Source organism: Alkalispirillum mobile (assembly GCF_003664325.1).
Classification (GTDB): Bacteria; Pseudomonadota; Gammaproteobacteria; order Nitrococcales; family Halorhodospiraceae; genus Alkalilimnicola; species Alkalilimnicola mobilis.
This window is the reverse complement of record NZ_RCDA01000001.1, coordinates 878,420-902,503: the sequence shown is the minus strand read 5'-3', so window position 1 is coordinate 902,503 and position 24,084 is coordinate 878,420. Positions and strand designations below refer to the sequence as shown.

The 24,084-nt window shown below is 65.6% G+C and carries 18 protein-coding genes and 1 tRNA gene; 10 read left to right on the top strand and 9 right to left on the bottom strand.

Translation table 11 applies throughout. The features are described from left to right. Positions 1 to 66 precede the first annotated feature (66 nt). From DFR31_RS04170 to DFR31_RS04150, 5 genes are all read right to left on the bottom strand, one after another. A complete protein-coding gene (locus DFR31_RS04170) occupies positions 67 to 315 on the bottom strand; it encodes a hypothetical protein (protein WP_121441378.1) in 249 nt (82 codons plus the stop codon). 337 nt (positions 316 to 652) lie between these two features. Further along, positions 653 to 2,485: a sulfoacetaldehyde acetyltransferase gene (gene xsc, locus DFR31_RS04165; RefSeq protein ID WP_245971077.1), complete on the bottom strand. Its 1,833-nt coding sequence runs from the start codon at positions 2,483 to 2,485 to the stop codon at positions 653 to 655. 252 nt (positions 2,486 to 2,737) lie between these two features. Beyond that, on the bottom strand, positions 2,738 to 3,538 hold the full coding sequence (locus DFR31_RS04160; RefSeq protein WP_121441377.1) for an IclR family transcriptional regulator: 801 nt from the start codon (positions 3,536 to 3,538) through the stop codon (positions 2,738 to 2,740). Positions 3,539 to 3,630: 92 nt separating this feature from the next. After that, positions 3,631 to 5,346: a cobaltochelatase CobT-related protein gene (locus DFR31_RS04155; RefSeq protein ID WP_121441376.1), complete on the bottom strand. Its 1,716-nt coding sequence runs from the start codon at positions 5,344 to 5,346 to the stop codon at positions 3,631 to 3,633. Further along, positions 5,346 to 6,323 carry an AAA family ATPase gene (locus tag DFR31_RS04150; protein ID WP_121441375.1) on the bottom strand — a complete coding sequence of 326 codons (978 nt, stop codon included), beginning with the start codon at positions 6,321 to 6,323 and terminating at the stop codon, positions 5,346 to 5,348. Before DFR31_RS04150 ends, DFR31_RS04155 begins: the two co-directional genes overlap by 1 nt. A 216-nt stretch (positions 6,324 to 6,539) precedes the next feature. On the opposite strand from DFR31_RS04150, the gene DFR31_RS04145 reads away from it, so the two are divergent. The 7 genes from DFR31_RS04145 to DFR31_RS04115 all read left to right on the top strand — a co-directional run bounded on the left by DFR31_RS04145 (position 6,540) and on the right by DFR31_RS04115 (position 16,031). Then, positions 6,540 to 7,415, top strand: coding sequence for a LysR family transcriptional regulator (locus tag DFR31_RS04145; protein ID WP_121441374.1), 876 nt, complete (start codon positions 6,540 to 6,542; stop codon positions 7,413 to 7,415). A 220-nt stretch (positions 7,416 to 7,635) separates the two neighbouring features. Next, positions 7,636 to 10,575, top strand: a complete 2,940-nt coding sequence (locus DFR31_RS04140; protein WP_121441373.1) for a molybdopterin oxidoreductase family protein — start codon at positions 7,636 to 7,638, stop codon at positions 10,573 to 10,575. Between the two features lie 2 nt (positions 10,576 to 10,577). After that, the gene (locus tag DFR31_RS04135) at positions 10,578 to 11,276 is read left to right on the top strand and encodes a 4Fe-4S dicluster domain-containing protein (RefSeq protein WP_121441372.1); all 699 of its coding nucleotides are present in this window, start codon (positions 10,578 to 10,580) and stop codon (positions 11,274 to 11,276) included. Positions 11,277 to 11,300: 24 nt separating this feature from the next. Next, a complete protein-coding gene (locus tag DFR31_RS04130; protein ID WP_121441371.1) occupies positions 11,301 to 12,236 on the top strand; it encodes a dimethyl sulfoxide reductase anchor subunit family protein in 936 nt (311 codons plus the stop codon). A gap of 43 nt (positions 12,237 to 12,279) precedes the next feature. Next, a complete protein-coding gene (locus DFR31_RS04125) occupies positions 12,280 to 14,058 on the top strand; it encodes a SulP family inorganic anion transporter (RefSeq protein WP_121441370.1) in 1,779 nt (592 codons plus the stop codon). Between the two features lie 21 nt (positions 14,059 to 14,079). Continuing rightward, positions 14,080 to 15,096 carry a phosphate acetyltransferase gene (gene pta / locus DFR31_RS04120; RefSeq protein ID WP_121441369.1) on the top strand — a complete coding sequence of 339 codons (1,017 nt, stop codon included), beginning with the start codon at positions 14,080 to 14,082 and terminating at the stop codon, positions 15,094 to 15,096. A gap of 209 nt (positions 15,097 to 15,305) precedes the next feature. Continuing rightward, positions 15,306 to 16,031: a proteasome-type protease gene (locus tag DFR31_RS04115; protein WP_121441368.1), complete on the top strand. Its 726-nt coding sequence runs from the start codon at positions 15,306 to 15,308 to the stop codon at positions 16,029 to 16,031. Positions 16,032 to 16,068: 37 nt separating this feature from the next. On the opposite strand, the gene DFR31_RS04110 is transcribed toward DFR31_RS04115, so the two are convergent. Genes DFR31_RS04110 through DFR31_RS04100 form a run of 3 tightly spaced genes read right to left on the bottom strand, consistent with a single transcriptional unit; the run spans position 16,069 to position 19,555 of the window. After that, positions 16,069 to 17,127, bottom strand: coding sequence for a zinc-binding metallopeptidase family protein (locus DFR31_RS04110; RefSeq protein WP_121441367.1), 1,059 nt, complete (start codon positions 17,125 to 17,127; stop codon positions 16,069 to 16,071). Further along, on the bottom strand, positions 17,124 to 18,062 hold the full coding sequence (locus DFR31_RS04105; protein WP_121441366.1) for an alpha-E domain-containing protein: 939 nt from the start codon (positions 18,060 to 18,062) through the stop codon (positions 17,124 to 17,126). The genes DFR31_RS04110 and DFR31_RS04105 overlap by 4 nt, the downstream gene beginning before the upstream one ends. After that, complete coding sequence (locus DFR31_RS04100; RefSeq protein ID WP_121441365.1) at positions 18,062 to 19,555, bottom strand: circularly permuted type 2 ATP-grasp protein; 1,494 nt, start codon at positions 19,553 to 19,555, stop codon at positions 18,062 to 18,064. Before DFR31_RS04100 ends, DFR31_RS04105 begins: the two co-directional genes overlap by 1 nt. A gap of 223 nt (positions 19,556 to 19,778) precedes the next feature. Here DFR31_RS04100 and DFR31_RS04095 point away from each other — a divergent pair, with 223 nt between their 5' ends. After that, positions 19,779 to 20,579, top strand: coding sequence for a transglutaminase domain-containing protein (locus DFR31_RS04095; RefSeq protein WP_121441364.1), 801 nt, complete (start codon positions 19,779 to 19,781; stop codon positions 20,577 to 20,579). 172 nt (positions 20,580 to 20,751) lie between these two features. Here the strand turns inward: DFR31_RS04095 and DFR31_RS04090 are convergent. After that, positions 20,752 to 20,828: transfer RNA gene (locus tag DFR31_RS04090), tRNA-Val, on the bottom strand. A 325-nt stretch (positions 20,829 to 21,153) separates the two neighbouring features. On the opposite strand from DFR31_RS04090, the gene DFR31_RS04085 reads away from it, so the two are divergent. Both DFR31_RS04085 and DFR31_RS04080 read left to right on the top strand, forming a co-directional pair. Continuing rightward, on the top strand, positions 21,154 to 22,263 hold the full coding sequence (locus DFR31_RS04085; RefSeq protein ID WP_121441363.1) for an alkene reductase: 1,110 nt from the start codon (positions 21,154 to 21,156) through the stop codon (positions 22,261 to 22,263). Positions 22,264 to 22,408: 145 nt separating this feature from the next. After that, positions 22,409 to 24,016, top strand: a complete 1,608-nt coding sequence (locus DFR31_RS04080; RefSeq protein WP_121441362.1) for a methyl-accepting chemotaxis protein — start codon at positions 22,409 to 22,411, stop codon at positions 24,014 to 24,016. Positions 24,017 to 24,084 lie beyond the last annotated feature (68 nt).

The following is a 24,084-nucleotide window of genomic DNA, read 5'->3' as shown; positions in this document are numbered from 1 at the left end:
GATACAGAAACGCCGAGGGCCCCTCCGGAGGGGCCCTCGGCGTTTCTGGCGGGCGAGCTGTTCGGGTTACTTGGACAGCGTGGCGTCCTGGTTGAAGAAGCCGGCCAGGCGCTCTTCAATCGCGCTAATGCCCTTGGACAGCAGCGTCACGGCGCCGGAGACGGCCACCACCAGCGGGTTGTTGAACTCGAACTCCACCGAATCGCCCGCTTGGCGCACGGTGACAGGCTCCAGGCCAGGCTGGTGCTTCAGCTCTTCGGTCGCAATGCTGGCATGCTGCTGGTTGTCGAGCTGCAGTTTAAAGGACGTCTTCATGGTGAGCACCTCCTGCTGATGTTGCGATGCAGTATACCGCTTTTATTGCGCTGCAGCAACTGCGAGGTGCCCACTATTCTAGGGTCTGTCAACCCTTGGCGTGTTGATTGGCGGCATGGGGTTGCATGGCCACGGCTCGGAGGGTGCGCCGGCTCCGGTCTAGGCTCAGGGGGGGGGCGGGCCAAGGCCCGGGAAACGGGCGCGCCAGGGGAGGGGACGCACCGAGTGCGGGCAATAAAAGGGCCACCCTGACCCGGCACGGGATGCCGGGTCAGGGTGGAAAGCAAGCGCTGCCTTGTTCGCGCTTGCAGCCGGTGCTCTTTCAGGCGACGCCGTTTTAGACGTAGTCCTTGTACTTCTCCAGGAAGCGGACGGGCTTGGACAGGGCATCCCGGCGGAAGGGGTCGCCCAGCTCCCGGGTGCACATGATCTCGAGGATGCAGGTCTTGCCCTCGTTCATCTGCATGTCCACCGCCTTCTTCAGTGCCGGGCCGACATCCTCGAGCTTGTCCACGGTGATGCCCTCGGCCCCCATGGCCCGGGCGATCTCCGCGAAGCTCTCGTTTTCCAGCTCCGCGGCCACGAACCGGCGGTTGTAGAAGTCCACCTGGTTCTTCTTCTCAGCACCCCACTGGCGGTTGTGGAACACCACGGCGGTTACCGGGATATTGTGCTGCACGCAGGTCATGGTCTCCATCAGGCTCATGCGCCAGGCGCCGTCACCGGCGTAGGAGATGGCCGGACGCTCCGGTGCCGCCACCTTGGCGCCGATCATGGTGGGGAAGGCGTAGCCGCAGTTGCCGAAGCTCATGGCGGCGAAGAAGCTGCGCGGCCGCTCGAAGCGCAGGTAGCTGTTGGCCACCGAGTTGATGTTGCCGATGTCGGTGGACACCATTACATCCTCGGGCATGGCCTTTTCCAGCTCGCGCAGCACCTGGCGCGGGTGCAGCCAGTTGTCGCCCTCGCCCTTCTGCTCATCGATCATGTCGAGGCTGAAGGGGTCCCGCTCGTGGGTCCACTCGTCCAGTTCCTTCTCCCAGGCATCCTTTTCGGCCTGGACCTTCTCCAGCCGCTGGTCGCGGTTCTCGTCGCAGACGAGCTTGCGGTCCTGAAGGCGCTCGGTGATGGCAACTGCGGAGGCCTTGGCATCGCCCCAGACCGGCACGGAGATCTTCTTGACCAGGCCGAGCATTTCCGACCGGGCATCCACCTGGATGATCTTCGCGTCCTTGGGCCAGTAATCCATGCCGTGCTGGGGCAGGGTGCCGAACGGGCCGAGCCGGGAGCCCAGGGCAAGCACCACGTCCGCCTGGGAAATGAGCTTCATGGCCGCCTTGGAGCCCTGATAGCCCAGCGGACCGCACCAGAGCGGGTGGCTGGCAGGGAAAGAATCGTTGTGCAGGTAGCTGTTCACCACCGGTGCACCCAGGCGATCGGCCAGCGCCTTGCATTCCTCGACGGCATCGCCCTGGACCACACCACCACCGGAGATGATCACCGGGAATTTGGCCTTGGCCAGCAGGTCGGCCGCGTCGTTCAGGCTCTGCTCGCCGCCGGCGCCCCGCTCGATGTGGGTCGGCGTCGGGACCTCGGTTTCCAGCTCACCGTAGAAGAAGTCGCGGGGAATGTTCAGCTGGGTCGGGCCCAGGTTGTTCATGGCGCGGTCGAAGCAGCGGCCGGTGAATTCGGCCATGCGCTTCGGGTTGTTCACGTGGCCCTGGTAGACCGTGAACTCCTGGAACATCGGCAACTGGTTGGCCTCCTGGAAGCCGCCCAGGCCCTGGCCCATGGTGCCCGTTTCCGGGGTGACGATGACCACCGGGCTGTGGGCCCAGTAGGCGGCCGCGATGGATGTGACCGAGTTACTGATGCCGGGGCCGTTCTGGCCGATAAGCACCCCGTGACGGCCGCTGGCACGGGCGTAGCCGTCCGCCATGTGCCCGGAACCCTGTTCGTGGACCACCGGGATGAAGCGGATGCCGGCCGGGGTGAAGATGTCCATGGCATCCATGAAGGCGGAGCCCATGATGCCGAAGATGTCGGTGACCCCGTTGGAAACCATGGTCTCCACGAAGGCCTCGGACGGGGTCATCTTCTGCACGCCGCGGGCTACCTGTCGGTTATCGGTCTGTTGCTGCGGCTCGGCCACCGCGCTGTTCTGTTTGCTCATCGCTCCTGTCTCCTTTGGCGGTCCGATCTGTATTATCTGGTACCTATGGTTCCGAATATCGGTACACAGTGATGACTCTAGGTCTGCTTTAGCTGCGCGTCAAGGGAAATTTTTAGAAAACGGAACGTCAGGGTTCACTTGGTGGAATATTGCTTGCGAAGAGGTGTGTTGGACAGGCAAGGAGGGGCGGTCCCGGGGCGGCCGTCTGGTGCCCCGGGCTGATAGCAGTGGCCGTGGGACCGGCGGGCGGGATCAGGTCTCGAGTTCGGCGAGGGCGTTGGCCGCTTCCCTGAGATCGGGCAGCAGTGACTGGGCCTTTTCTGCGTCCAGGCGCATCACCGGGGCCTGCAGCGCGACGCAGAGGTTGGGCTTGTCAGAGGTGGGGACGAGCACGGCAACGCATATCAGGCCGGGCAGGAACTCTTCCCGGTCCAGCGCGAAGCCCTGTTCCCGCACCTCGGCGATCTCCGCCTCCAGCGCCGCGGGGTCGGTGAGCGTGTTGACGGTGTGGCGCTCCAGCGGGGTCCGCGCCAACAGCCGTCGGCGCTGGGAGGGCGTCATCTGGGCCAGCAGGAGCTTGCCGCTTGCCGAGCAGTGCACGGGCACCCGCGACCCCGGGTGGAGGTAAAAACGCAGGGGGGCATTCGTCTCCACGCGGTCCAGGTAGAGCACTTCGCTGCCCGAGAGCGCGGTAAGGTTGCAGCTCTCGCCCACGCGGTCCACCAGTTGGCGCAGGACCTGGTGACGGGCCGCGTGCAGGGTGTCGTTGAGCAGGATCTTCTCGGCCAGGCGCCGCAGCCGCACACCGGTGCTGTAATGCCGGCTGTCGGTATCCCGCTGCAGGATGCCGGCCGCTTCCAGTTGTTGCAGCATCCGGTGCAGGGTGGGCTTGGGAACGTCGGTTTCCTCGACCAGATCCTGCAGTGAGAAGACCTCGTCCTTGGACGAGATGACCTCAAGCAATGAGAATAGGCGCAGCGCCGGGGTCTCCCCCTCCAGTTTTACCGGGGCCACTAGCCTGCGTGCCGGGGCACGTTCCGTATTCGTCGCCATCTCCCTTACCTCGTATCTTCCGGCCTTGTCTTTTCCTGCCCGTTCGCCGGGGTCACGCTGCCCCAGTGCCACTGCGCCCGGGCCGCGGGCGGTCAGCGTCGATGCCGTCCGGCCATCAGTTGCACCATGTCGAAGAGCAACTGGTTATCCAGCCCCCGGGTGAGGTCGGTGGCGAGGCTCTGGCGGTAATACGCGCTCAGATCCAGACCCACGCCTAGGCCTAGGATATTGAGGTCCGGCCGTGCATCGTAACGGGACACCACGTCGCGCAGGTGGTTGTCCAGGTAGTGCTCATGGTTGGCCAGGGCCGTGGCCCGCTCCATGGGGCAGCCGTCCGAGATCACCAGCAGGAGGCGTTGCTCCGCTTCGCGGGCGAGCAACCGCTGGCAGGCCCATTCAACGGCCTCGCCATCCACGCCCTCACGGAACAGGTCCTGCTTGAACAGGCCCGCGATTGCCCGGCGGCTCCGGCGCCAGTTCTGCTCGGCGGACTTGAAAACCAGGTGGTTCACCTCGGTCAGCCGGCCCGGTGCCTTCGGACGTCCGCGGGCCAACCACTCCTGCCAGACTCGGCCCCCGTTCCAGCCACCCGTGGTAAAGCCTAACACCTCGGTCCTGGCCTGCGCCTGCTCCAGCGCCCGGGTCATGATGTCCACCAGCGCCGCCACCGACTCCATGTGTTCTTTCATCGACCCGGAGCAGTCGATCAGGATGCTGACCACCGCGTTACCCACGGGCTTTTCCCGTTCCAGGCGAAAGATGCGGTGCTCATCCGGGGAACTGACCAGCTGACCCAGCCGGCGGCCGTCGATATAGCCCTGCTCTTCGCCGAAGGACCAGCCATCCCGTTGCGGTACCGCGAACAGGGCGCTGAGCTGGCGTACCAGCCGTCGGGTGTTCACCCCCTGGGCGGCGACCAGGGCATCGAGTTGCTGGCGGTACTGGGCCAGCAGGTCCCTGCGCACCAGCTTGCTGATCTCCAGCTCGCGGTCGTACCGCCGGCTGTAGACATGGTAGTGATCCCCGGCCTCGTCCGGTGAGCGCCCGCCCGAGGCGGCCGAGCCGTCCGCCGGTTCGTCGCCTTCCAGGTCGAAATCGAGCAGCAGGGCAAAGGCGGCCAGGGCGTCCTTGTCCTCGTCGGTCTCATCATCGCCCTCGCCACCGGCCTGGCCGATCAGGCCGGAGACCAACTCGCCCAGCGCCAGGGCGTGATCCGCGAAGGCCGCCTGATTCCCGCGCGTACGCCGCAGGCCCGCGAGGTGGGGGCCGAGCAGGGGGGCGACGGCGGCCCGGGTGGCCTCGATGACGCCCTCGGTCTCCTCCAAGGCCGGCTCGCCGGTGAGCCGGGCGCGGAATATCTGCGCCACGGTGAAGAGCAATACCCCGACATCAGTCTCGGTCATGCCTACGCCGTGGAAGTCCCGAAGCCACTGCTCGAAGCGCTGGCGGAGGTTGCGCTTCATGCCGGGCATGGTGTCAGGGGCGTGGGTCTCGACCCTGAGTTGTTCGAGCAACTCAAAGATCAGCCGACTGATCGGGTCGGTCGGGGCCAGGGCCCTGTGCAACTCCGGGTCGGAATGGCAAAGCCTGAGCGCCACGCTGTCGATCATGCCCCGGTGGGCCTGCAGGTCATGCCAGTCGGGGTCCAGGCGCAGATGGGGTGCGTGCACCGGGACGAGCCGGTCCCGAAGCCGCAGCCGGCCGGCTCGGAAATGGAGGTCCGGTTTGCCGGTCAGTGCCCGCGCCGTGGCCGCGCAGAGCTCCTCCACCCGCTGCTGGCGCCGGGCCCTTTGTTGCACGCTTTCCACTACGTGGCCTCGCTCCAGTCGGAGGCCTCGGCCAGTTCCTCGCCGAAGCAGCGCTCGTAATACTCTGCCACGATGGTGCGTTCGATCTCATCGCAGCGGTTGAGGAAGGAGAGCCGGAAGGCCAAGCCAACGTCGCCGAAGAGCCGGCTGTTCTCCGCCCAGGTGATCACGGTGCGTGGCGACATCAGGCTCGACAGGTCCCCCGCGGCGAAGCCCTGGCGCGTGAGGTTCGCCAGCTCCACCATGGCCCCGACCTGGTCCCGGCCCCGCTCGTCATCCAGTTGCGGGACCTGCGCCACCACGATGTCCACCTCGTCCTGCTGGGGCAGGTAGTTCAGGGTGGCGATGATGTTCCACCGGTCGAGCTGGGCGTGGTTCAACACCTGGGTGCCGTGGTACATGCCGTTGACGTTGCCCAGGCCCACGGTGTTGGCGGTCGCGAACAGCCGGAACCAGGCGTGGGCCTGAATGACGCGGTTCTGGTCGAGCAGGGTGAACCGGCCGTCCCGCTCCAGCAGCCGCTGGATCACGAACATGACATCCGGGCGTCCGGCGTCGTACTCATCGAAGATCAGGGCCACCGGCCGGCGCAGGGCCCATGGCACGATGCCCTCCTGGAACTCGGTGATCTGCTTGCCCTCCTGCAGCACGATGGCGTCCCGCCCCACCAGGTCCATGCGGCTGATATGGCCATCCAGGTTAACCCGCAGACAGGGCCAGTTCAGACGTGCTGCCACCTGCTCGATATGGGTGGATTTGCCCGTGCCGTGCAGGCCCTGCAGCATGACCCGGCGGTTACCGGAAAAGCCGGCCAGCAGGGCCAGGGTGACCTCGCGGTTGAACCGGTAGGCTGGGTCGATCTCGGGGACCAGTCCATCCCGGTGGCTGAACGCCGGCACCTCAAGGTCGACGTCCAGTCCGAAGGTGTCGCGGACCGACACGGTCTGGTCCGGGCTATCGACTGCGATGTGTGTCACATCAACCTCCTGCGCTCGCTCCCCGACCTGACCGGCATGGCATCGTCAGCCGGCACCCGGGTTGGATGAGAGGGCGGAGGGTCACCTCCGCGACCTGCTTGCAGTATACATAGCCAATAAACAGAATGCACTGTACCGTTTTTTAAGATTGTAGCTATCCGGGCGGGCCCCGCCCCTGTGGCATACTCGACGGACCCGCACAGTGAGCCCTGGCCTATGAATCTTCAGCTACTCCGTGTCTTTGTCGCCGTGGTCGATGCCCGCAGCTTTTCCCGCGCCGCGCAGGCCCTGGGCGTCAGCCAGCCCGCGGTCTCGAAGTCGGTCAGGGAGTTGGAGTCCCAGCTGGAGACGGTGCTGCTGGAGCGCCAGGGCAGGGCATTCGAGCCCAATGAAGCGGGGCGGGTCTTGTATGACTACGGCCGCAGCATCTTCGCGCTGGAGCGGGAAGCGCAGGAGGCCATCAGTGCCTTCTACGACCTGGAGCGCGGGCGCCTGACCATCGGCGCCAGCACCACCATTGCCACCTATTGGCTACCGCCTTACCTGGTGGAGTTCCGGCGTCGGCATCCCCACCTGGACGTGGTCCTGCAAAGCGCCAACACGCAGCAGATCATCGAGCGGCTGATCGACTGCGAGCTGGATGTCGCCCTGGTGGAAGGGCACGTGGCGGATCCCCGGGTGGAGGCCCGTCGCTGGTTGAATGAGGAGATGGTGGTGGTGGCCCCGGGCCGCTCCCACGGGAGCGAATCCATGGCCAAGCGCCCCCTGGGTCAGCAGGTCTGGGTGGTCCGCGAGCAGGGGTCGGGCAGTCGGGAGGCCACCGATGCCCTGCTGGCGCGCCTTGGGCATGCGCAGCCAGCCACCATTGAGGTGGGGAGCAACGAAGCGGTGGTGCAGACGGTCGCTGCCGGCGGTGGCCTTGGTCTGGTGCCCCGGGTCTGTGCTCGCGACCAACTGGAGTTCGGGCGGGTGCAGACGGTTCAGCTCACGCCTGATCCGATCCGCAGGCAGCTCTACCGGGTGCGGCTGCCCCATCGGGTCATCAGCCACGCGGCTCTGGCCTTCGAGGCGCTGATTGCCGAGTCGGACTGATCCCCGGCTGCCTGCTGCCCCTCGTCCTCCCAACTGATAACCCAAGGTTATTAATCCGTAACTAACATGGCATGGAGTAATACAGGTCTCTGGCATAGCCTGAATAGCAACAGGCAATAAGTCGGCACGGCTGTGGCGGGGCCGCAGCGTGACACGCCGCAGAACGATAAGGGGCGCAGCCCCCCGGAGGAGACCTGTCGTGTTGAGGAACCTGGTCAAAATGTTTTCCCCCGCCGGGGGCGAGGTGTCGCAGGCCGCCGCTCTGCCGGTGGATGGGCCGCTGCCGAAGTTCGAGGATCACGCCAAGCAGGAGAAGCGCTACACCACCTGTTATATGTGCGCGTGCCGCTGCGGCATCGAGGTCACGGTCGAAGACAATCAGGTCCGGTTCATCCGCGGCAACCGCTACCACCCGATTAATAAGGGGGTGCTCTGCGCCAAGGGCAACGCCGGTATCATGAAGCAGATCTCCCCGGCGAAGCTGCGCAACCCACTGATGCGCAAGCCGGGAACCGAGCGCGGGGAGGGCGAGTTCGTGGAGGTCAGTTGGGACGAAGCGCTCGACTACCTCACCGAACGGTTGCGCAAGATCCGCGAGACCGACCCCAAGAAGCTGGCTTTTTTCACCGGGCGGGACCAGATGCAGGCCCTCACCGGGCTGTGGGCGCAGCAGTTCGGCACCATTAACTGGGCGGCCCACGGCGGCTTCTGCTCGGTGAACATGGCGGCCGCCGGGCTCTACTCCATTGGCCAGTCCTTCTGGGAGTTCGGCGATCCGGACTGGGATCGCGCCAAGTACTTCATGCTCTGGGGCGTGGCGGAAGACCACGCCTCCAACCCGATCAAGATCGGTATCGAGAAGTTCAAGCGGCGCGGCGGCAAGTTCGTGGCCATCAACCCCGTCCGCACCGGCTACCAGGCCGTGGCCGACGAGTGGGTGCCCATCCGGCCCGGCACCGACGCCATGCTGGCGTTGGCCATGTGCCACGTGCTGCTCTCCCGCGACCTGGTGGACTGGGCCTACCTGGGGCGCTACACCAATGCGCCTTTCCTGGTGATCGACCACCCCGGTCACAGCGATGACGGGCTGATCGCCCGTGACGACAACGACCGCCCCCTGGTCTGGGATGGGGCCGGTGAGTGCTTTGCCGACGGCATGACCCCCGGGGTGGAGGCCGCGCTGTTCGGCGAATACGAGTTGCCGGACGGTCGCAAGGCCCGCACCGTGGCCACCCTGATGGCCGAGAAGTACCTGGACGACGCCTACAGCCCGGAACGGGCGGCGAAGGTCTGCGGGGTGCCGGCCGAACAGATTGAACGGCTCGCGCTGGAGATGGCGCACGTGGCCTTCAAGGAAACGATCGAGATCGAGTGCGAGTGGACGGACTGGGCGGGCCGCAAGCATGACCGTTTCGTGGGGCGGCCGGTCGCGATGCACGCCATGCGCGGCATCTCCGCCCACTCCAACGGCTTCCAGACCTGCCGGGCGCTGCACATGCTGCAGGTGCTGCTCGGCACCATCGACGTCCCCGGGGGGCACCGGGCCAAGCCGCCCTTCCCGCGGCACACCCCGCCGCCGATCAAGCCGGCGCGGGACACCGCCCCGAACACGCCGCTGTCCGCGCCGCCGCTGGGCTTCCCCACCCGTCCGGAGGACCTGGTGGTGGACGACGCCGGTCGGCCCCTGCGCATCGACAAGGCCTACTCCTGGGAGGCGCCCATTGCCAACCACGGCCTGATGCACATGGTGATCACCAACGCGGTCAACGGCGATCCGTACCCCATCGACACGCTGATCCTGTTCATGGCCAACATGGCCTGGAACTCCACCATGAACACCGGCAGCGTGCAGGACATGCTGCGCGCCAAGGACGAGCAGGGCGAGTACAAGATCCCCTACCTGGTGGTAGTGGACGCCTTCCACTCCGAGACGGTCAACTTCGCCGACCTGGTGCTGCCCGATACCACCTACCTGGAGCGCCACGACGTCATCTCCATGCTGGACCGGCCCATTTCCGAGCCGGACGCCGCCTGCGATTCCGTGCGGTTGCCGGTGCTGGATGTGGACCGCAATGTGCGGCCGTGGCAGGAGGTGATGGTCGACCTGGCTGGGCGGCTGGGCTTCCCGGCCTTCGTGGACGAGCAGGGCCAGCCCAAGTACGAGGGTTACACGGACTTCATCACCCGCTGGGAGAAGGCGCCCGGCGTCGGTTTCCTGGCCGGGTGGCGCGGTGAGCAGGGCGAGAAACCCATGCGTGGTGAGCCCAACCCCGACCAATGGGAGCGTTATCGGGACAACCAGGGGTTCTTCCAGCACCACCTGCCGGAGCACATGCGCTTTTACCGGTTCGCCAACCGGGACTACCTGGAGTGGGCGAAGGAGGTAGGTTTCAACCCCTCCAGTGAGCCGATCGTGATGGAGCTCTACTCCGAGGTGCTGCAGCGCTTCCGGCTTGCCGGCGAAGGGCTCTACGACGGCCCGCTGCCCCCGGAGGAGGTGGACCGCGCACGCCTGGTAGAGTACTTCGATCCGCTGCCGTGCGCCTACCAGCCGCTGGAGGAGGCGCGCATCGACACCGAGGCGTACCCCTTCCACGCGGTGAATCAGCGGCCCATGTTCATGTACCACTCCTGGGACTCCCAGAACGCCTGGCTGCGCCAGATCGCGACCCAGAACTACCTGTTCATGAACCGCGGTCGGGCCCTGGAAATGGGTATCGAGGATGAGAGCTGGGCCTGGGTGGAGTCGCACAACGGCCGCGTCAAGGTGCAGGTCAAGCACATGGAGGGCTGTGAGCCCAACACCGTGTGGACCTGGAACGCGCTGGGCAAGCAGAGCGGTGCCTGGGGGTTGTCCCCCGATGCGCCTGAAGCCCGCAAGGGCTTCCTAATGAACCATCTGATCTCGGAACTGTTGCCGGGTGCGGATGACCCGCGGCGGCTGACCAACTCCGACCCGGTCACCGGCCAGGCGGCGTGGTACGACCTGCGGGTCCGAATCACCCCCGCCAGGGCGGACGAGGCCGAGGAGAGTGCGCCGCAGTTCCCCACCATCAAGCCGTTGCCGGGGGCGTCCAGTGCGCCGGGGCGGCTGCGTTACGCCACCCATGCGCCGGTGCGCCTGCACCGTGCGTTCATGGATATCCTCAAGCGGAGGTAGGCATGAAGCTTGGTCTGGTAATTGATATGGACAACTGCGTGGGCTGCCAGGCCTGCGTGGTTGCCTGCAAGCAGTGGAACACCTCGGGCACCCTGGGCCCCCTGACGGACTACGACCCCTACGGGGAGGCCCCGGAGGGTGTGGCCTTTAACCATGTGCGCTCCTACGAGGTCGACACCTTCCCGAATAACAAGACCTTCAACATGCCCATGTCCTGCATGCACTGCGAGACCGCGGAGTGCGTGACGGTCTGTCCGACCGGGGCCTCTTACAAGCGCGAGGAGGACGGCATCGTGCTGGTGGACCAGGACAAGTGCATGGGCTGCAACCTGTGCGCCTGGGCCTGCCCCTACGGGGCGCGGGAGCTGGATGAGGCCCAGGGCACGATGAAGAAGTGCACCCTGTGCGTCGACCGGATCTACGATGAACAGCTACCTCCGGAGGAGCGCCAGCCGGCCTGCGTGCTCACCTGCCCGAGCAATGCCCGCCACTTTGGCGACTTCGACGATCCCGACTCCCACGTGAGCCAGCTGGTCCGGGAGCGAGGAGGGCAATCGTTGATGCCCGAACTGGGCTACAACCCGGTGAACCAGTACCTGCCGCCCCGTAATCAACCGCACATGGAGCAGGCCGAGGGCGAAGCCCCTGCAGGTCTCGCCGAGCGGCTGAAGCGCTGGCTTGGCCAACGCGTGGCGCGCTGAACCGGCTGTCGAGGAGAAACCGTTATGCACCCTGCCTTGTCCGTCATTTTCTTCACCGTGGCCTCCGGTGCCGGATTCGGCCTGGTGATCGTTACCATCACCCTCGAACTGCTCGGCGGTGTGCCCGGCCTGGGTGCGGGAGGCACGCTGAGCGCGGTGGCCCTGGGCGTGGTGCTGGCCACGGCGGGGCTGCTATCGTCGACGCTGCACCTGGCCAATCCGAAGAACGCCTGGCGGGCCTTCTTCCGGTTCCGGACCTCCTGGCTGTCCCGGGAGGCGGTGTTTTCCGTGCTCTTCTACCCGGTGGTGCTGGCCTACGGCCTCGTGCTCTGGTCGACGGGGGGCGGGGGTTGGGCGAGTGCTGCCCTGGGCGTGCTCACCGTGCTGCTGGCCCTGCTGACCGTGTTCGCCACCGGGATGATCTACGCCAGCCTGCGCACCATACCGCAGTGGAATAGCCCGCTGGTGCCCACCAACTACCTGCTGTTGTCCGTCGCGTCCGGCGCCCTGTTGTTGACATCGGTCGCCGGGATCAGCGGCGGTGAACTGGGGACGCCCGCCGTTCTTGCGCTCGCCCTGCTGGCGGTTGCCGCCCTGGCCAAGACGGTTTACTTCTTCTGGATGGGGGCGCCGCAGGGCCCCAGCATCAACACCGCTACCGGCATGACCCGGGGGCAGGTGCGGCTGCTGGAGGCCGGTCAGAGCCACGACAGCTTCCTGAACCGTGAGTTCAGCTATAAGGCGCCTGCGCAGAGGCTGAAGGCCCTGCGACGGGTGGTGTATCTGGTCGCTTTCGTTATTCCGCTGCTATTGCTGGTCGCCCTGGTGCAGGGCGGCGGGGCGTGGCTGGCCGCACTCGCGACCCTGCTGCTGCTGGCGGGCCTGCTGGTTGAGCGCTGGCTCTTCTTCGCGGAGGCACGCCACACGGTTAACCTGTATTACGGGCAGCAGCGGTGCTGAGCCGATGAGACAGCTCTCGCAGCAGGTGGGGGGAGGATGACTCATGCGGGCTGAACGGCTCCTCCCCTTCCTGGAGTGGATGCCCCGGATGAGCGGCCGCAGCCTGCGTGCCGATCTCATCGCGGGGCTGACCGGGGCGGTGATTGTTCTGCCCCAGGGCGTGGCCTACGCCCTGATTGCCGGTTTGCCCCCGGAATACGGCCTTTACGGCGCCATCGTCATCGCCATCGTCGCGGGTCTGTTCGGCTCCTCGATGCATCTGGTCTCCGGTCCGACCGCGGCCTTGTCCATCGTGGTGTTCAGCGTGGTCTCCGGCGTGGTCTCACCCGATAGCGCCGAGTTCGTGCCCTTCGTGCTCACCGTGACCTTCATGGCCGGTGTATTTCAGCTGGTGCTGGGGGCTGCGCGGCTCGGCGCCCTGGTCAACTTTATCTCCCACACCGTGGTGGTGGGTTTTACCACGGGCGCCGCGGTGTTGATCGCCACCAGTCAACTCCGCCACTTCTTCGGGCTGGACATGCCCTCCGGGCAATCGTTCATCAACACCGTGGTGCAGTTCGCGCAGCTTCTGCCGCAGCTTAACCCCTGGGCGGTGGCCGTAGGGGCGCTGACGCTGACCACTTCGGTGCTTGTGGCCCGGTTACGTCCGCAGTGGCCCAGCATGCTTGTGGCCATGCTTGTGGGCAGTGTGTTCGCCACGCTCATTGGCGGGGCGGAGCGGGGCATCAACATGGTGGGTGCCATGCCTGGACAGTTGCCGCCCCCCAGTACGCCGATATTCTCGCTGGAGGTCATGAGCCAGCTCGCGCCAGGTGCACTGGCCATTGCCATAATCGGGCTGATCGAGGCGGTGGCGATCAGCCGCGCCGTGGCCACGAAATCCGGTCAGCGACTGGACGGCAATCAGGAGTTTCTCGGTCAGGGGCTCTCCAACGTGGCGGGCAGTTTCTTCTCCTGCTACGCGGGTTCCGGCTCGTTCACCCGCACCGCGGCCAACTACCATGCCGGTGCCTGGACGCCCCTGTCGGTCATCTGCAGCGCCATGCTGGTCGTCCTGGTTCTGGTCTTCGCACCCGGGATTACCGCGTGGTTGCCCATGCCGGCCATGGCAGCGATCGTGCTGCTGATCGCGTGGAAGCTGATTGATCTCAAGCACTGGCGAGCGATTATCGGCGTGAGTCGCCAGGAGACACTGGTGCTGGTGGTGACCTTCGCCTCCACGCTGCTTCTGGCGCTGGAGTTCGCCATCTACCTCGGTGTCCTCGTCTCCCTGATGCTCTATCTCAAGCGCACCGCAAGCCCGCGCATGGTACCGCTGGCGCCGGTGCCCAGCCGTCCGGAGCGGCCCTATCGCAACGTCGAGAAGTGGCAGGTAGAGCAATGCCCGCAGCTGAAGATCCTGCGGGTGGATGGCTCCCTTTTCTTCGGCGCTGTGGCCCATGTGCAGTCTGTCCTGCACGGCCTGACGCAGCAGGGCTACCGACACATCCTGCTGGTGGGGCCAGGGGTGAACTTTATCGACGTGGCGGGTGCGGAGATGCTGGCCCACGAGGCGCGGCGACTCAGGGATCTGGGCGGAGGGCTTTACCTGTCCAGTTTCAAGAGCACTGCCCTGGAGTTGGTCCGCCAGGATGTTTACATCAGCGAGGTTGGTGAGGAGAACATCTTCCACTCACCGCAGGAGGCGGTCGCCACCCTATTCCCCCGGCTCGACGAGTCGACCTGCCGCGCTTGCACCGCGCGGATATTCCAAGAATGCAGCAGGGTACCTGGACCGGAGTCCCAGACCACAAAGTCACGGACGTCGGATCCTGAAAAATAGACCCGTGGAGGAGAAGCGGCGATGAAGGTTTTTGACCAGATTGTGGATCAGGCAAGGTTGAGTCCCCGCCACGTGGTGTTGATGGAAGGGGAGGATGAGCGGGTCCTTGAGGCTGCCGGGCGTATCGTCGACGAGGGCATTGCCCGGGTATCCGTCGTGGGTGCGGCGGAGCCTGTTCGCACCCGCCTGGCGGAGTTAGGGGTGGATCCGGCCAAGGTCAACGTGGTGGACCCGTCTGACGACGCCCTGGCCAGCCGGCTTGGTAGCCGGCTTCTGGAACTGCGCAAGCACAAGGGGATGACCGCCGAGGAGGCTGAGCGGCTGGCGCGGCAACCGCTTTACGCCAGCCTGTTGATGGTGGCCGGCGGCGAGGCGGACGGCTGCGTGGGCGGGGCGGTGCACGCCACCGCCGACGTGGTGCGCGCGGCGCTGCAGGTGATTGGGGTCGCCAAGGACGCAGAACTGGTCTCCAGTTTCTTTCTGATGCTGCTCTGCGAGGAGTTCCACCAGCGCAAGGGGGGCGCGCTGTTCGCCGACTGCGGGCTCGTGGTGGACCCCAATGCCGAGCAACTGGCGGAGATCGCCATCACCACGGCGGCCACGGCGCGTCGGCTGCTCCACGAGGAGCCGCGGGTGGCGATGCTCTCCTTTTCCACCCGAGGCAGTGCCAGCCACCCGGTGCTGGATAAGCAGGCGCGCGCCCTGGAGATCATCAAGGAGCGCGCCCCGGATCTGGCCGTGGAGGGGGAGATGCAGTTCGATGCCGCCTTCGTGCCCGATGTCGGTAACAAAAAGGCGCCGGGGTCTGCCGTTGCCGGCACCGCGAACGTGCTGATCTTCCCGGACCTAGAGGCCGGAAACATCGGTTACAAGATTGCCGAACGCATCGGCCGTGCGGGTGCCATCGGCCCCGTCCTGCAGGGCCTGGCCAAGCCGGTGAACGATCTCTCCCGTGGCTGCAGCGTGCAGGACATCGTGCGCGTGGCGGCCATCACCTGCGTGCAGGCGCAGCAGAGGACCGAGGTCGGGGCTGCCTAGCGCGGGATGTCCACCCACCGATGGCCTGGTGGCGGAAAAGGCGACCCCGGGATGATGCTGGTGGGTCGCCTTTTTGTGTCGGGGCGACAAAAACGGCTCGTGACCCCGTCAACCTTCCCTCCAATTACGTTACAGTGGCGGTCATGATCGCGCCCGCCCAGGTCGGGGCGGCCCGAACCCCTTAGTGCATATCGCCCGGGAGAAACCCCATGACCTACTGCCTTGCCGCGTCCCTCCGGGCGGGCCTGGTCTTTGCCGCCGATACCCGTACCAACGCCGGTCTGGACCACGTGAACAGCTTTCGCAAGATGCACAGCTTCGTCTGGGAGGGCGATCGGGTGATGGTCCTGCTCAGCGCGGGTAACCTGGCCACCACCCAGGCGGTGGTTACCCATCTGCAACGGGAGGCGGAGGAAGGCGGGCCGCTGCGCGAGGTGGCGCACTTGAGCGATGCCGCCGAGCACGTGGGACAGGTCAGCCTGCAGGTGCAGCAGCGCTACCACAGCGCCGATAGCGCCAACCCGGTCTCGCTGGAGGCCACCTTCATTCTCGGGGGGCAGGTGGGCGATGAGGCCCCCAGCGCGTTTCTGATCTATCCGCAGGGCAACTTCATCACCTGCTCCGAGGAGCAGCCCTTCCTGCAGATCGGCGAGACCAAGTACGGCAAACCGATCCTCGACCGCATTATCGAGCCGGGGCTGAGCCTTGAGGATGCGGCCCGCTGCGCCCTGGTGTCCATTGACTCCACCATGCGCTCCAATCTGTCCGTAGGCCCGCCGGTGGACCTGGCCATCTACCGTGCCGGTACCCTGGAGGCCCCGCGCACCCTGCGCTACAAGCACAACTCGCCCTATTTTGCTTCCGTGCGCAAGCATTGGAGTGAGGGCCTGCGGCGGCTGTTCGATGACCTGCCCCGGTTCGACTGGGAGTCCTGACCCGCACCCCGGCCAGCCGGTGCCATGGTGGCGGGCATCAACGGTCCTGCGCGGTCGAGCCTACCGTGACCATGCCGTGTACTTCCCGGTGCACGGCCTCTAGCTTGCGCGCCACGGTCGGCGTGATGGTGAAGGGGTACATGTCTGGCGACCCCATGCTGCGACTCATGCTGTTCATGGCCATGGTGAGCTCCAGCCAGGCGTCCAGCAGGTACTGGAAGTCGTCCCGGTCGGAGAAACGCACGGTGCTGGCGCAGGACTCCAGCACCAGGCCGAGATCGCCGGCCGTCTCCAGGGCATCGCGCATGTGCAGGTAGTGGGCCCAGGTTTCTGCCCAGTCTTCCCAGGGGTGGCTGCTGGCGTAGCGGCTGATGTGCTGCTCCTGCCAGTCGGGGTTGGGGTTGCGGTAATGGTCGCGCAACGCCTGGGCATAATCCTGCCGTTCGTCCCCGAACAGCGCTCGAAAGGCCGGCTGTCGGCCGGTATCCGCGAAAAAGCGCTCCCAGTAATAGTGCCCGCTTTCGTGGCGGAAGTGGCCGAGGAGCGTCCGGTAGGGTTCGCCGAGCTTCTCCCGCACGGCCTCCCGGCGGACCGGGTCGGCCTCCTCTATGTTGATGGTGATCAGCCCGTTGGTGTGGCCGGTGGAGATGGGCGAGGCCTGTGGCTGATCGGCCAGAAAGGCGAAGGCCAACCCCCGGTGCCCGCCTGCCCGCTTGCCCTGAAAGGGCAGTCCCAGGTGGAGCAGCTGGTAGACGAGGCGCCGCTTGGCCGCCTCCAGTTTGGCCCAACGCCGCCAGTTCTGTAGCACCGACAGGTCCGGTATCACGTGATTCAGACGGCAGGCGAGGCAGTGGTGGTCCTGGTCGTCCAGGGGCACCATCCAGTTGCACACCCCGGCATGCTCATAATGGGCGCACTGCCGGTAGCGGCGACCGTCTACCTCCGGTCCCAGCGCCGTCCACGCGCCGTCCGGGTCCGGGCGGATCGCGCTGAGCGTGAGCCGATCCGGCAGGAAGCCCAACTGGTGGTGACACTTCAGGCAGTAGGTATTATCGAAGAAGAGCCGGTTGCCGCAATGACACTGGAAGCGTCTCATGGGGTGAACCGGAAATAGGTCTGAACCACATCGCCGTGCAGCGCGGCAAAGCCCTGCTGCAGGCCGTCGATGAACTCGTGCATGGCATCGGGTGAGAGATCGACGAGACTCGCCGTTGCCAGCACCGCTTGCAAGGCCTCCAGCCTGGCTGCGGGTTGCTGGTGGTTCGGCAGCCCCTCCAGGCATTGGCGGATCCTCGCCAGGGCGAACCCCACCGCCCGCGGGGAGCGCTCGCCCTGTAACAGGTAGTGCACCACGTCGCGGCCGCGCACGAGGCCGTGCAGGTCCTGCCGGTACATCTCATACGCGCTGAGTGAGCGCAGCACGCTGATCCAGCAGACCGACGAGTAATAGCTGTCGTTGCCGTCACCATCCATGGGAAAGAGGCTGGCGTAGCGGACGTCCAGAATCCGTGTGGTCATGTCCGCCCGTTCCAGGTAGCGCCCCAATGCGATGAACTGGTACCGCGGGCCGCGGCTGACCGAGCCGTGGAGCACGCCCTGAATCCGCTGGCACTGGGCCGCGATGGCGGCCAGCAGGTCGTTGCGGCGCCAGCGACTGGCGATTGCATTGGGCGCCTGCTCCTGCAGCAGGTAGTGCAGTCCGTTGATCGCCTCCCACGCCTCCCGGGGCAATTGATCCCGGGTGACGCGGGCGTTCTCGCGGGCGCTACGCACACTCGCGGCGATGGAACCGGAGTAGGCCGGGTCGCTGATCAGAAACCGCATCACGGCGCGCTCGTTTTCGGAGCCGTGCCGCGCTCGGTAGGGCTCGCTCGCCCCGAGGATCTCCAGCAGCGAGTGCCAGCTCATGGGCATCCCGCTGGGCAGGTCCATCTGGATTTGCGCCGAGGCCAGCAGCAGGCGCGCCGTGTCCTCCGTCCGCTCCAGGTAGCGGGCCAGCCAGTAGATGTTCTCAGCCAGTCTGGACAGCATCAGTCCGCCCCTCCCACGGTTCCGTCATCCACGGCACCCGGGCCGGCATCCGCGGCGGTATCCACGACCCAGGTATCCTTGCTGCCTCCCCCCTGGGAGGAGTTCACCACCAGCGAGCCCTTGCGCAGGGCGACCCGGCTAAGCCCGCCGGTGGTCACATTGAAACTCTTGCCCTGCAGTACGAAGGGCCGTAAATCCACGTGGCGGGGTTCCAGCTCGCCGTCACAGAGGGTCGGGCAGGTGGAGATCATGAGCGTGGGCTGGGCGATGTAATTGCGCGGATTGGCGCGGATCAGATCGGCGAACTGCGACCGCTCATCGGCAGTGGCGGCGGGGCCGATGAGCATGCCGTAGCCACCCGACTCGTTGGCCGGTTTGACCACCAGTTCTGCCAGGTGATCCAGCACGTAGGCCCGGTCGTCCGGGTCCACGCATTGGTAGGTGGGGACGTTCGGAAGGATCGGTTCCTCGTCGAGGAAGTAGCGGATCAGCGCCGGCACGTGGGCATACACCACCTTGTCATCCGCCACGCCAGCGCCCGGGGCATTGGCGATGGCCACGTGCCCCTTGCGCCAGGCGCGCATCAGGCCGGGCACCCCCAGCGTGGAGTCGGGGCGGAAGGCCTCCGGGTCGAGGAAGTCGTCATCGATGCGGCGGTAGATCACATCCACCCGCTCCAGCCCGTGGATGGTGCGCATGTAGACGTATTCATCCTCCCCCACAACCAGGTCGCGCCCTTCCACCAGCTCCGCACCCATTTGCTGGGCCAGGTAGCTATGCTCAAAGTAGGCGGAGTTATAGATACCCGGAGTAAGCACCACAATCTCCGGGTTGGGGACGTCGGGGGCCAGCGAGCAGAGGGTGTCCAACAATTGCCCCGGGTAGGCATCCACCGGCATGATGCGGCTGTGCTCGAACAGTTCCGGGAAGATGCGCTTCATTACATGCCGGTTCTCCAGCATGTAAGAGACGCCAGAGGGCACCCGCAGGTTGTCCTCCAGCACGTACAGGGTGCCGTCCTTGTCGCGCACCAGGTCGGTGCCGCAGACGTGGGCCCAGACCCCGTGGGGTGGCGATACCCCCTGGCATTGGGGGCGGAAATCGCGTGATTTAAGCACCACGGACTCGGGCACCACGCCGTCGCGCAGCGCACGCTGGTCGTTGTAGACGTCGTCGATGAATGCGTTGAGTGCGCGCAGCCGCTGGAACAGCCCGGCTTGGATGGTTTCCCACTCCCGACGCTCGATGATGCGGGGCACGAAGTCGAAGGGCCACGCCCGGTCGATGTTCTCGCCGTCGGAGTAGACCGTGAAGGTGATGCCCATCGCCCGAATGGTGGCATCAGCCGCCTGATGGCGGTCCGCCAGTTCCTGTACCGAGAGGGATTTGAGGTATTCCAGCAGGTGCTGGCAGCCGGGGCGGGGGGTTCCGCTACCATCCACCAGTTCATCGTAGTAACCGGTACCGGGCCGGTACCCGTTCCATTGCTGCATGCGTGGGCGCCTCCGAAGGAACCGTGGCCCGACCGGGGCAGCAAGCCGTTGGCCCTGGTCTCAGGGCGTGGGCTTAAGGCCTGGCGCTGAATGCCCGGTTGCCACAGGCATGAGTATAGGTCAGCCTTGTATTTTGCAGTGCAACACAGCCGGTCGCGCTTTTCAACTCACGACCGCGCATCACCGCGCGCAGGCCGCCGCCTGCCGACCAGGAGATTCAAGCATGTGGTTACGTACCGGTTGTGAAATCGAGTTCAGTGAGAGCCTGCCCGCACCCTTCGTGCTCATGCTTCGCCCTCGCAGCGGCAGACGGCAGTGGGTGGCCCGGGAGACGTACGTCTTGTGCCCCAGCGTGCCGGCCATGGAGTACACGGACAGTTACGGCAACCTGTGCCAGCGGCTGATGTCGCCTCCCGGTCGCTTTTTGATCCGAACTTCGGCGGATGTCTTCATTCCTGACGAGTCTGATGACGCCGAAGGCGGGAGCTTCGTGGAAGTGCAGGACCTGCCCGATGACGTGTTGACCTACCTGCTGCCCAGCCGTTATTGCGAGTCCGATCGCTTCATGCAGATGGCGTGGTCCATCGTCGAGGATGCCCGGCCTGGCTACGACCAGGTGGCCAGGATCACGGCGTGGATTCGGGAGCATGTGCGCTTTAACCCGGACTCGCCCCATTTCCAGCTGTCGGCCGTGGAACTGAACCAGGCCCGAGAGGGGGTTTGCCGGGAATTCGCGCACCTGGGCATTGCCCTGTGCCGGGGGCTCTGCATACCGGCCCGGATGGTGGTGGGGTTCCTCCACGGGCTGGAGCCCATGGATTTCCACGCCTGGTTCGAGGCTTACGTGGGCGGGCGCTGGGTCGCCTTCGACGCCACCCAGAAGGAGGACAGCGGGAAGCGGGTGACGGTTGCCTGCGGCCGGGATGCTGCGGACGTGGCGATCTTCAACCAGTTTGGCCCCCCCATGTACCCCAGCCGTATCGCGGTGACGGTGGAGGAGGTGGACGGACCGCCCGCGGTGTGACTGTCGGAGTCGGCAGCACTCAAGGTGGTGCTCGAGTGGAAGGAGGTCAGGGCGGTGCGCTGCTGGGCCCACCGTGGCGGTCTTGGAAAGGGCGTTCGGCGCCGTCTGCGGACGGCAAACGCAAAAACGGCGACCCGGACATGCCGCAAGTCGCCGTTTTTACTTGGTAATCTGGTAGGCGCGAGTGGACTCGAACCACCGACCCCCACCATGTCAAGGTGGTGCTCTAACCAGCTGAGCTACGCGCCTGTCGTGTTCGAGTGGGGTATTCTACATTGAGCGTTTGGCATGTCAATAGCGGGCGTATCCATCTGAAATAAAGCCAGTTTCCCTGGTGTGCCGCTTGCTCGGATGCCAGACTTCGGATTGCCTCCCCTGTTGGTGGCTTCAGGGCCACGTGCCGAACCGGCTACTTGAGAATCAGGAAGTGGTATTGCCTTACTTGACGGTGTATCCACTGTTCATGTCCTGTGGTCAGTGCGGATTCACACTGGCCGAGTGTCCAGGAAACGATACATCGGTCATGCGGTCCCAATGCGTAGCCTGTTCTGTACGTCTCTAGGAGGACCACCGAGTGAGCGCAACCGACGATATCCTCTGCCAGACATATCAGTTGGGCGACCTGACTCTGCCCAACCGCATTGTGATGGCCCCGCTGACCCGGTCCCGTGCCGGTCAGCCCGGCGATGTGCCGACAGCCCTTAACGCGGAATACTATGCCCAGCGGGCCGGCATGGGGCTGATCATCAGCGAGGCCACCCAGGTCTCACCTCAAGGCAAGGGGTATGCCTTTACCCCCGGCATCCACTCCTCAGAGCAGGTGGCGGGCTGGCGCGGTGTTACCGAAGCCGTGCACCGGGCCGGCGGCCGGATCCATGCCCAGCTGTGGCACGTGGGGCGTATTTCGCGGCCGGAGTTGCAGCCCGGCGGCGCGCAGCCAGTGGCCCCGTCGGCCTTGAAGCCCGAGGGGGCCATGACATTTATCAGCGCCGAATCCGGCATGGTGGAGGTCCTGGAGCCCCGCGCCTTGCGTAGCGATGAGATTCCGGGCGTGGTCGAGCAATACCGTCAGGGTGCCGAGAATGCCAAGGCAGCGGGTTTCGACGGGGTAGAGATCCATTGCGCGAACGGTTACCTGATCGACCAGTTTTTGCGCAGTGGCAGCAATCAGCGTAGCGATGAATACGGGGGCAGTCTCGAAAACCGGCTCCGTTTCCCGCTGATGGTCGTGGAGGCGGTCAAGCAGGTCTGGCCCGCCGGCCGGATTGGTGTCCGCGTGAGCCCGACCGGCAGTTTCAATGACATGCGGGACGAGGACCCGGTAGCCACTTTCGGGGCGTTTGCCCGGGCCCTGGACGAGGCGGGTATTGCCTACATCGAGGTGGTGGAGGATTCGTTCCAGGGCAACCATGCCAATGGTCGGCCGGAGGAGGTGGTCGATGCCATTCGGTGCGTTCTCTCCGGGACCTACATCGGTAATGGCGCCTACAACGCGGAGGAGGCGAGGGCGCGGATCAGTGACGGCCGGTGTGACCTGGTCTCCTTCGGTCGCCCCGCCATTGCCAACCCGGACCTGGCCGAGCGTGTCCGCCGGAATGCCCCGTGGAACGAATGGGACGAGCAGACCTTCTACGGCGGGGATGAGCGAGGTTACACCGACTACCCACCGCTGGCGTCGGGCTAAAGGCCCGGGCAGCCCTGCCGATACCGCAGAGTAGCGGTGAAGGTGCATATGGTATCAATCATATGCGCGCTCGGGCATGGGCCGCGCGCCTTTGCTTGGGCGCGCCTTCGCCGCCCATCCATAAACCGGGTCAAGGTGGCACACCATGGCAATCAGAGATGAAATCGCCCAACTACTCCACGGTGCGCTGCGCGGTATCGGCCTGCGCCGGCTGGACCATCAGTTCCTCTTCTCCTATGCACTGATCTTTCTGTTGGCGTTGGGCTCGGCAGGGTTTCTCTACATGAGCGTCGACGCTGCCTCCGGGCGGGCGATTGATGTGGCGGGTGCGCAGCGCATGCTCAGCCAGCGGGTCGCCAAGGAGGCCATGATGGCCGCCGAGGGGGTCGAGTCCCGGGCCACGGTCGAGGCCACTGCCCGGACCTGGGAGCAGGCCCATGCCGGCCTGCTGGAAGGCAGTGAGGAGTTGGGTATTCGATCCGTGGATGATGCCGAGACCCGCGCCCAACTGGAACACGTGCTGGAGCTTTGGGAGGCGTACCGGGCAGCTTTGTTCCGCTACATGGATGACCCCGCCGAGCAGGGGGCGTTGGAGCGCGTGCACGAGCTCTCCCCCGAGGTGCTGCAGGAAATGAACCGAGCTGTCGGCATGATGAGCGACGATTTTCAGCGCTCCATCACCATCAACCAGAGCATATCCGGTGCCATGGCGTTAGCCATTCTCGTTCTCGTGGTGCTGGGTCGCATGTTCGGCCTCAGTTGGCTGATGGACCAGATCGATGCCGTTCGCCAGCGCATGGGGGCGGTTGCGGGGGGTGATTTCACCCAGCGGTTGAGCACGCCCTACAAGGACAACGAGGTCGGTGAGATGGTCACCGCCTACAACGATATGCTCGACCAGATCGGCCAGGTGGTCCACGGCGTGCACCAGACGGCGGATCAGGTGGGCACCGGCACCCAGCAGGTCACGGCCGCCATGGGCGAGACAACGGCGGGCGTCAAAGAGCAGGCCGGCGACATCGACCAGGTGGCCACCGCCATGAATGAGATGGTGGCCACGGTGCAGGAAGTGGCCAGGAACACCTCTGACGCTGCCAACTCCGCCCGTGATGCCGACGAGCGTGCCAACGAGGGCCAGAGGGAGGTGACCCGTGCCGCTGAGACGGTACAGGAGCTGGCCGAGCAGATGGAAGCGTTGGCCGAACGGATGGAGGCATTGCAGGTCGAGAGTGACGAAATCACCAAGGTGGTGGACGTGATCAACGGCATTGCCGAGCAGACCAATCTGCTGGCGCTCAACGCGGCCATCGAGGCGGCCCGTGCCGGCGACCAGGGGCGGGGGTTTGCCGTGGTGGCAGACGAGGTCCGCAGCCTGGCGCAGAACACCCAGCAGTCCACCGGGGAGATCCGCAAGATCGTCGATCGGCTTCAAGAGAATACCGGTGCATCGGTGAATGCCACCCGGGCCAGCCAGGAGCGCAGCCGGGCCGGGGTCGAGCAGACTCGTGCTGCAGGGGAGGCGTTGACCGGGATCGTCGGTTCCGTGGCCCACATCAACGAGATGACCCAGCAAATCGCCACCGCCGCGGAGCAGCAGAGCCACGTGGCACAGGAGATGGACCAGCGGATCACCAGCATTGCGGGCGTAGCGCAGCGCACCGAGCGTTCCGCCGCGGAGACCCAGCAGGCCACCGAAAGCATCGGCGGTCAGATGGAGCAACTCCAGCAACTGGTGCGCCACCTGCGGGTCTGACGCTGTGGGCCACGGCCGGATGGCCGTGGCCGTCGGGCCGTTCCTGACGGTACACTCCGACACCGGAT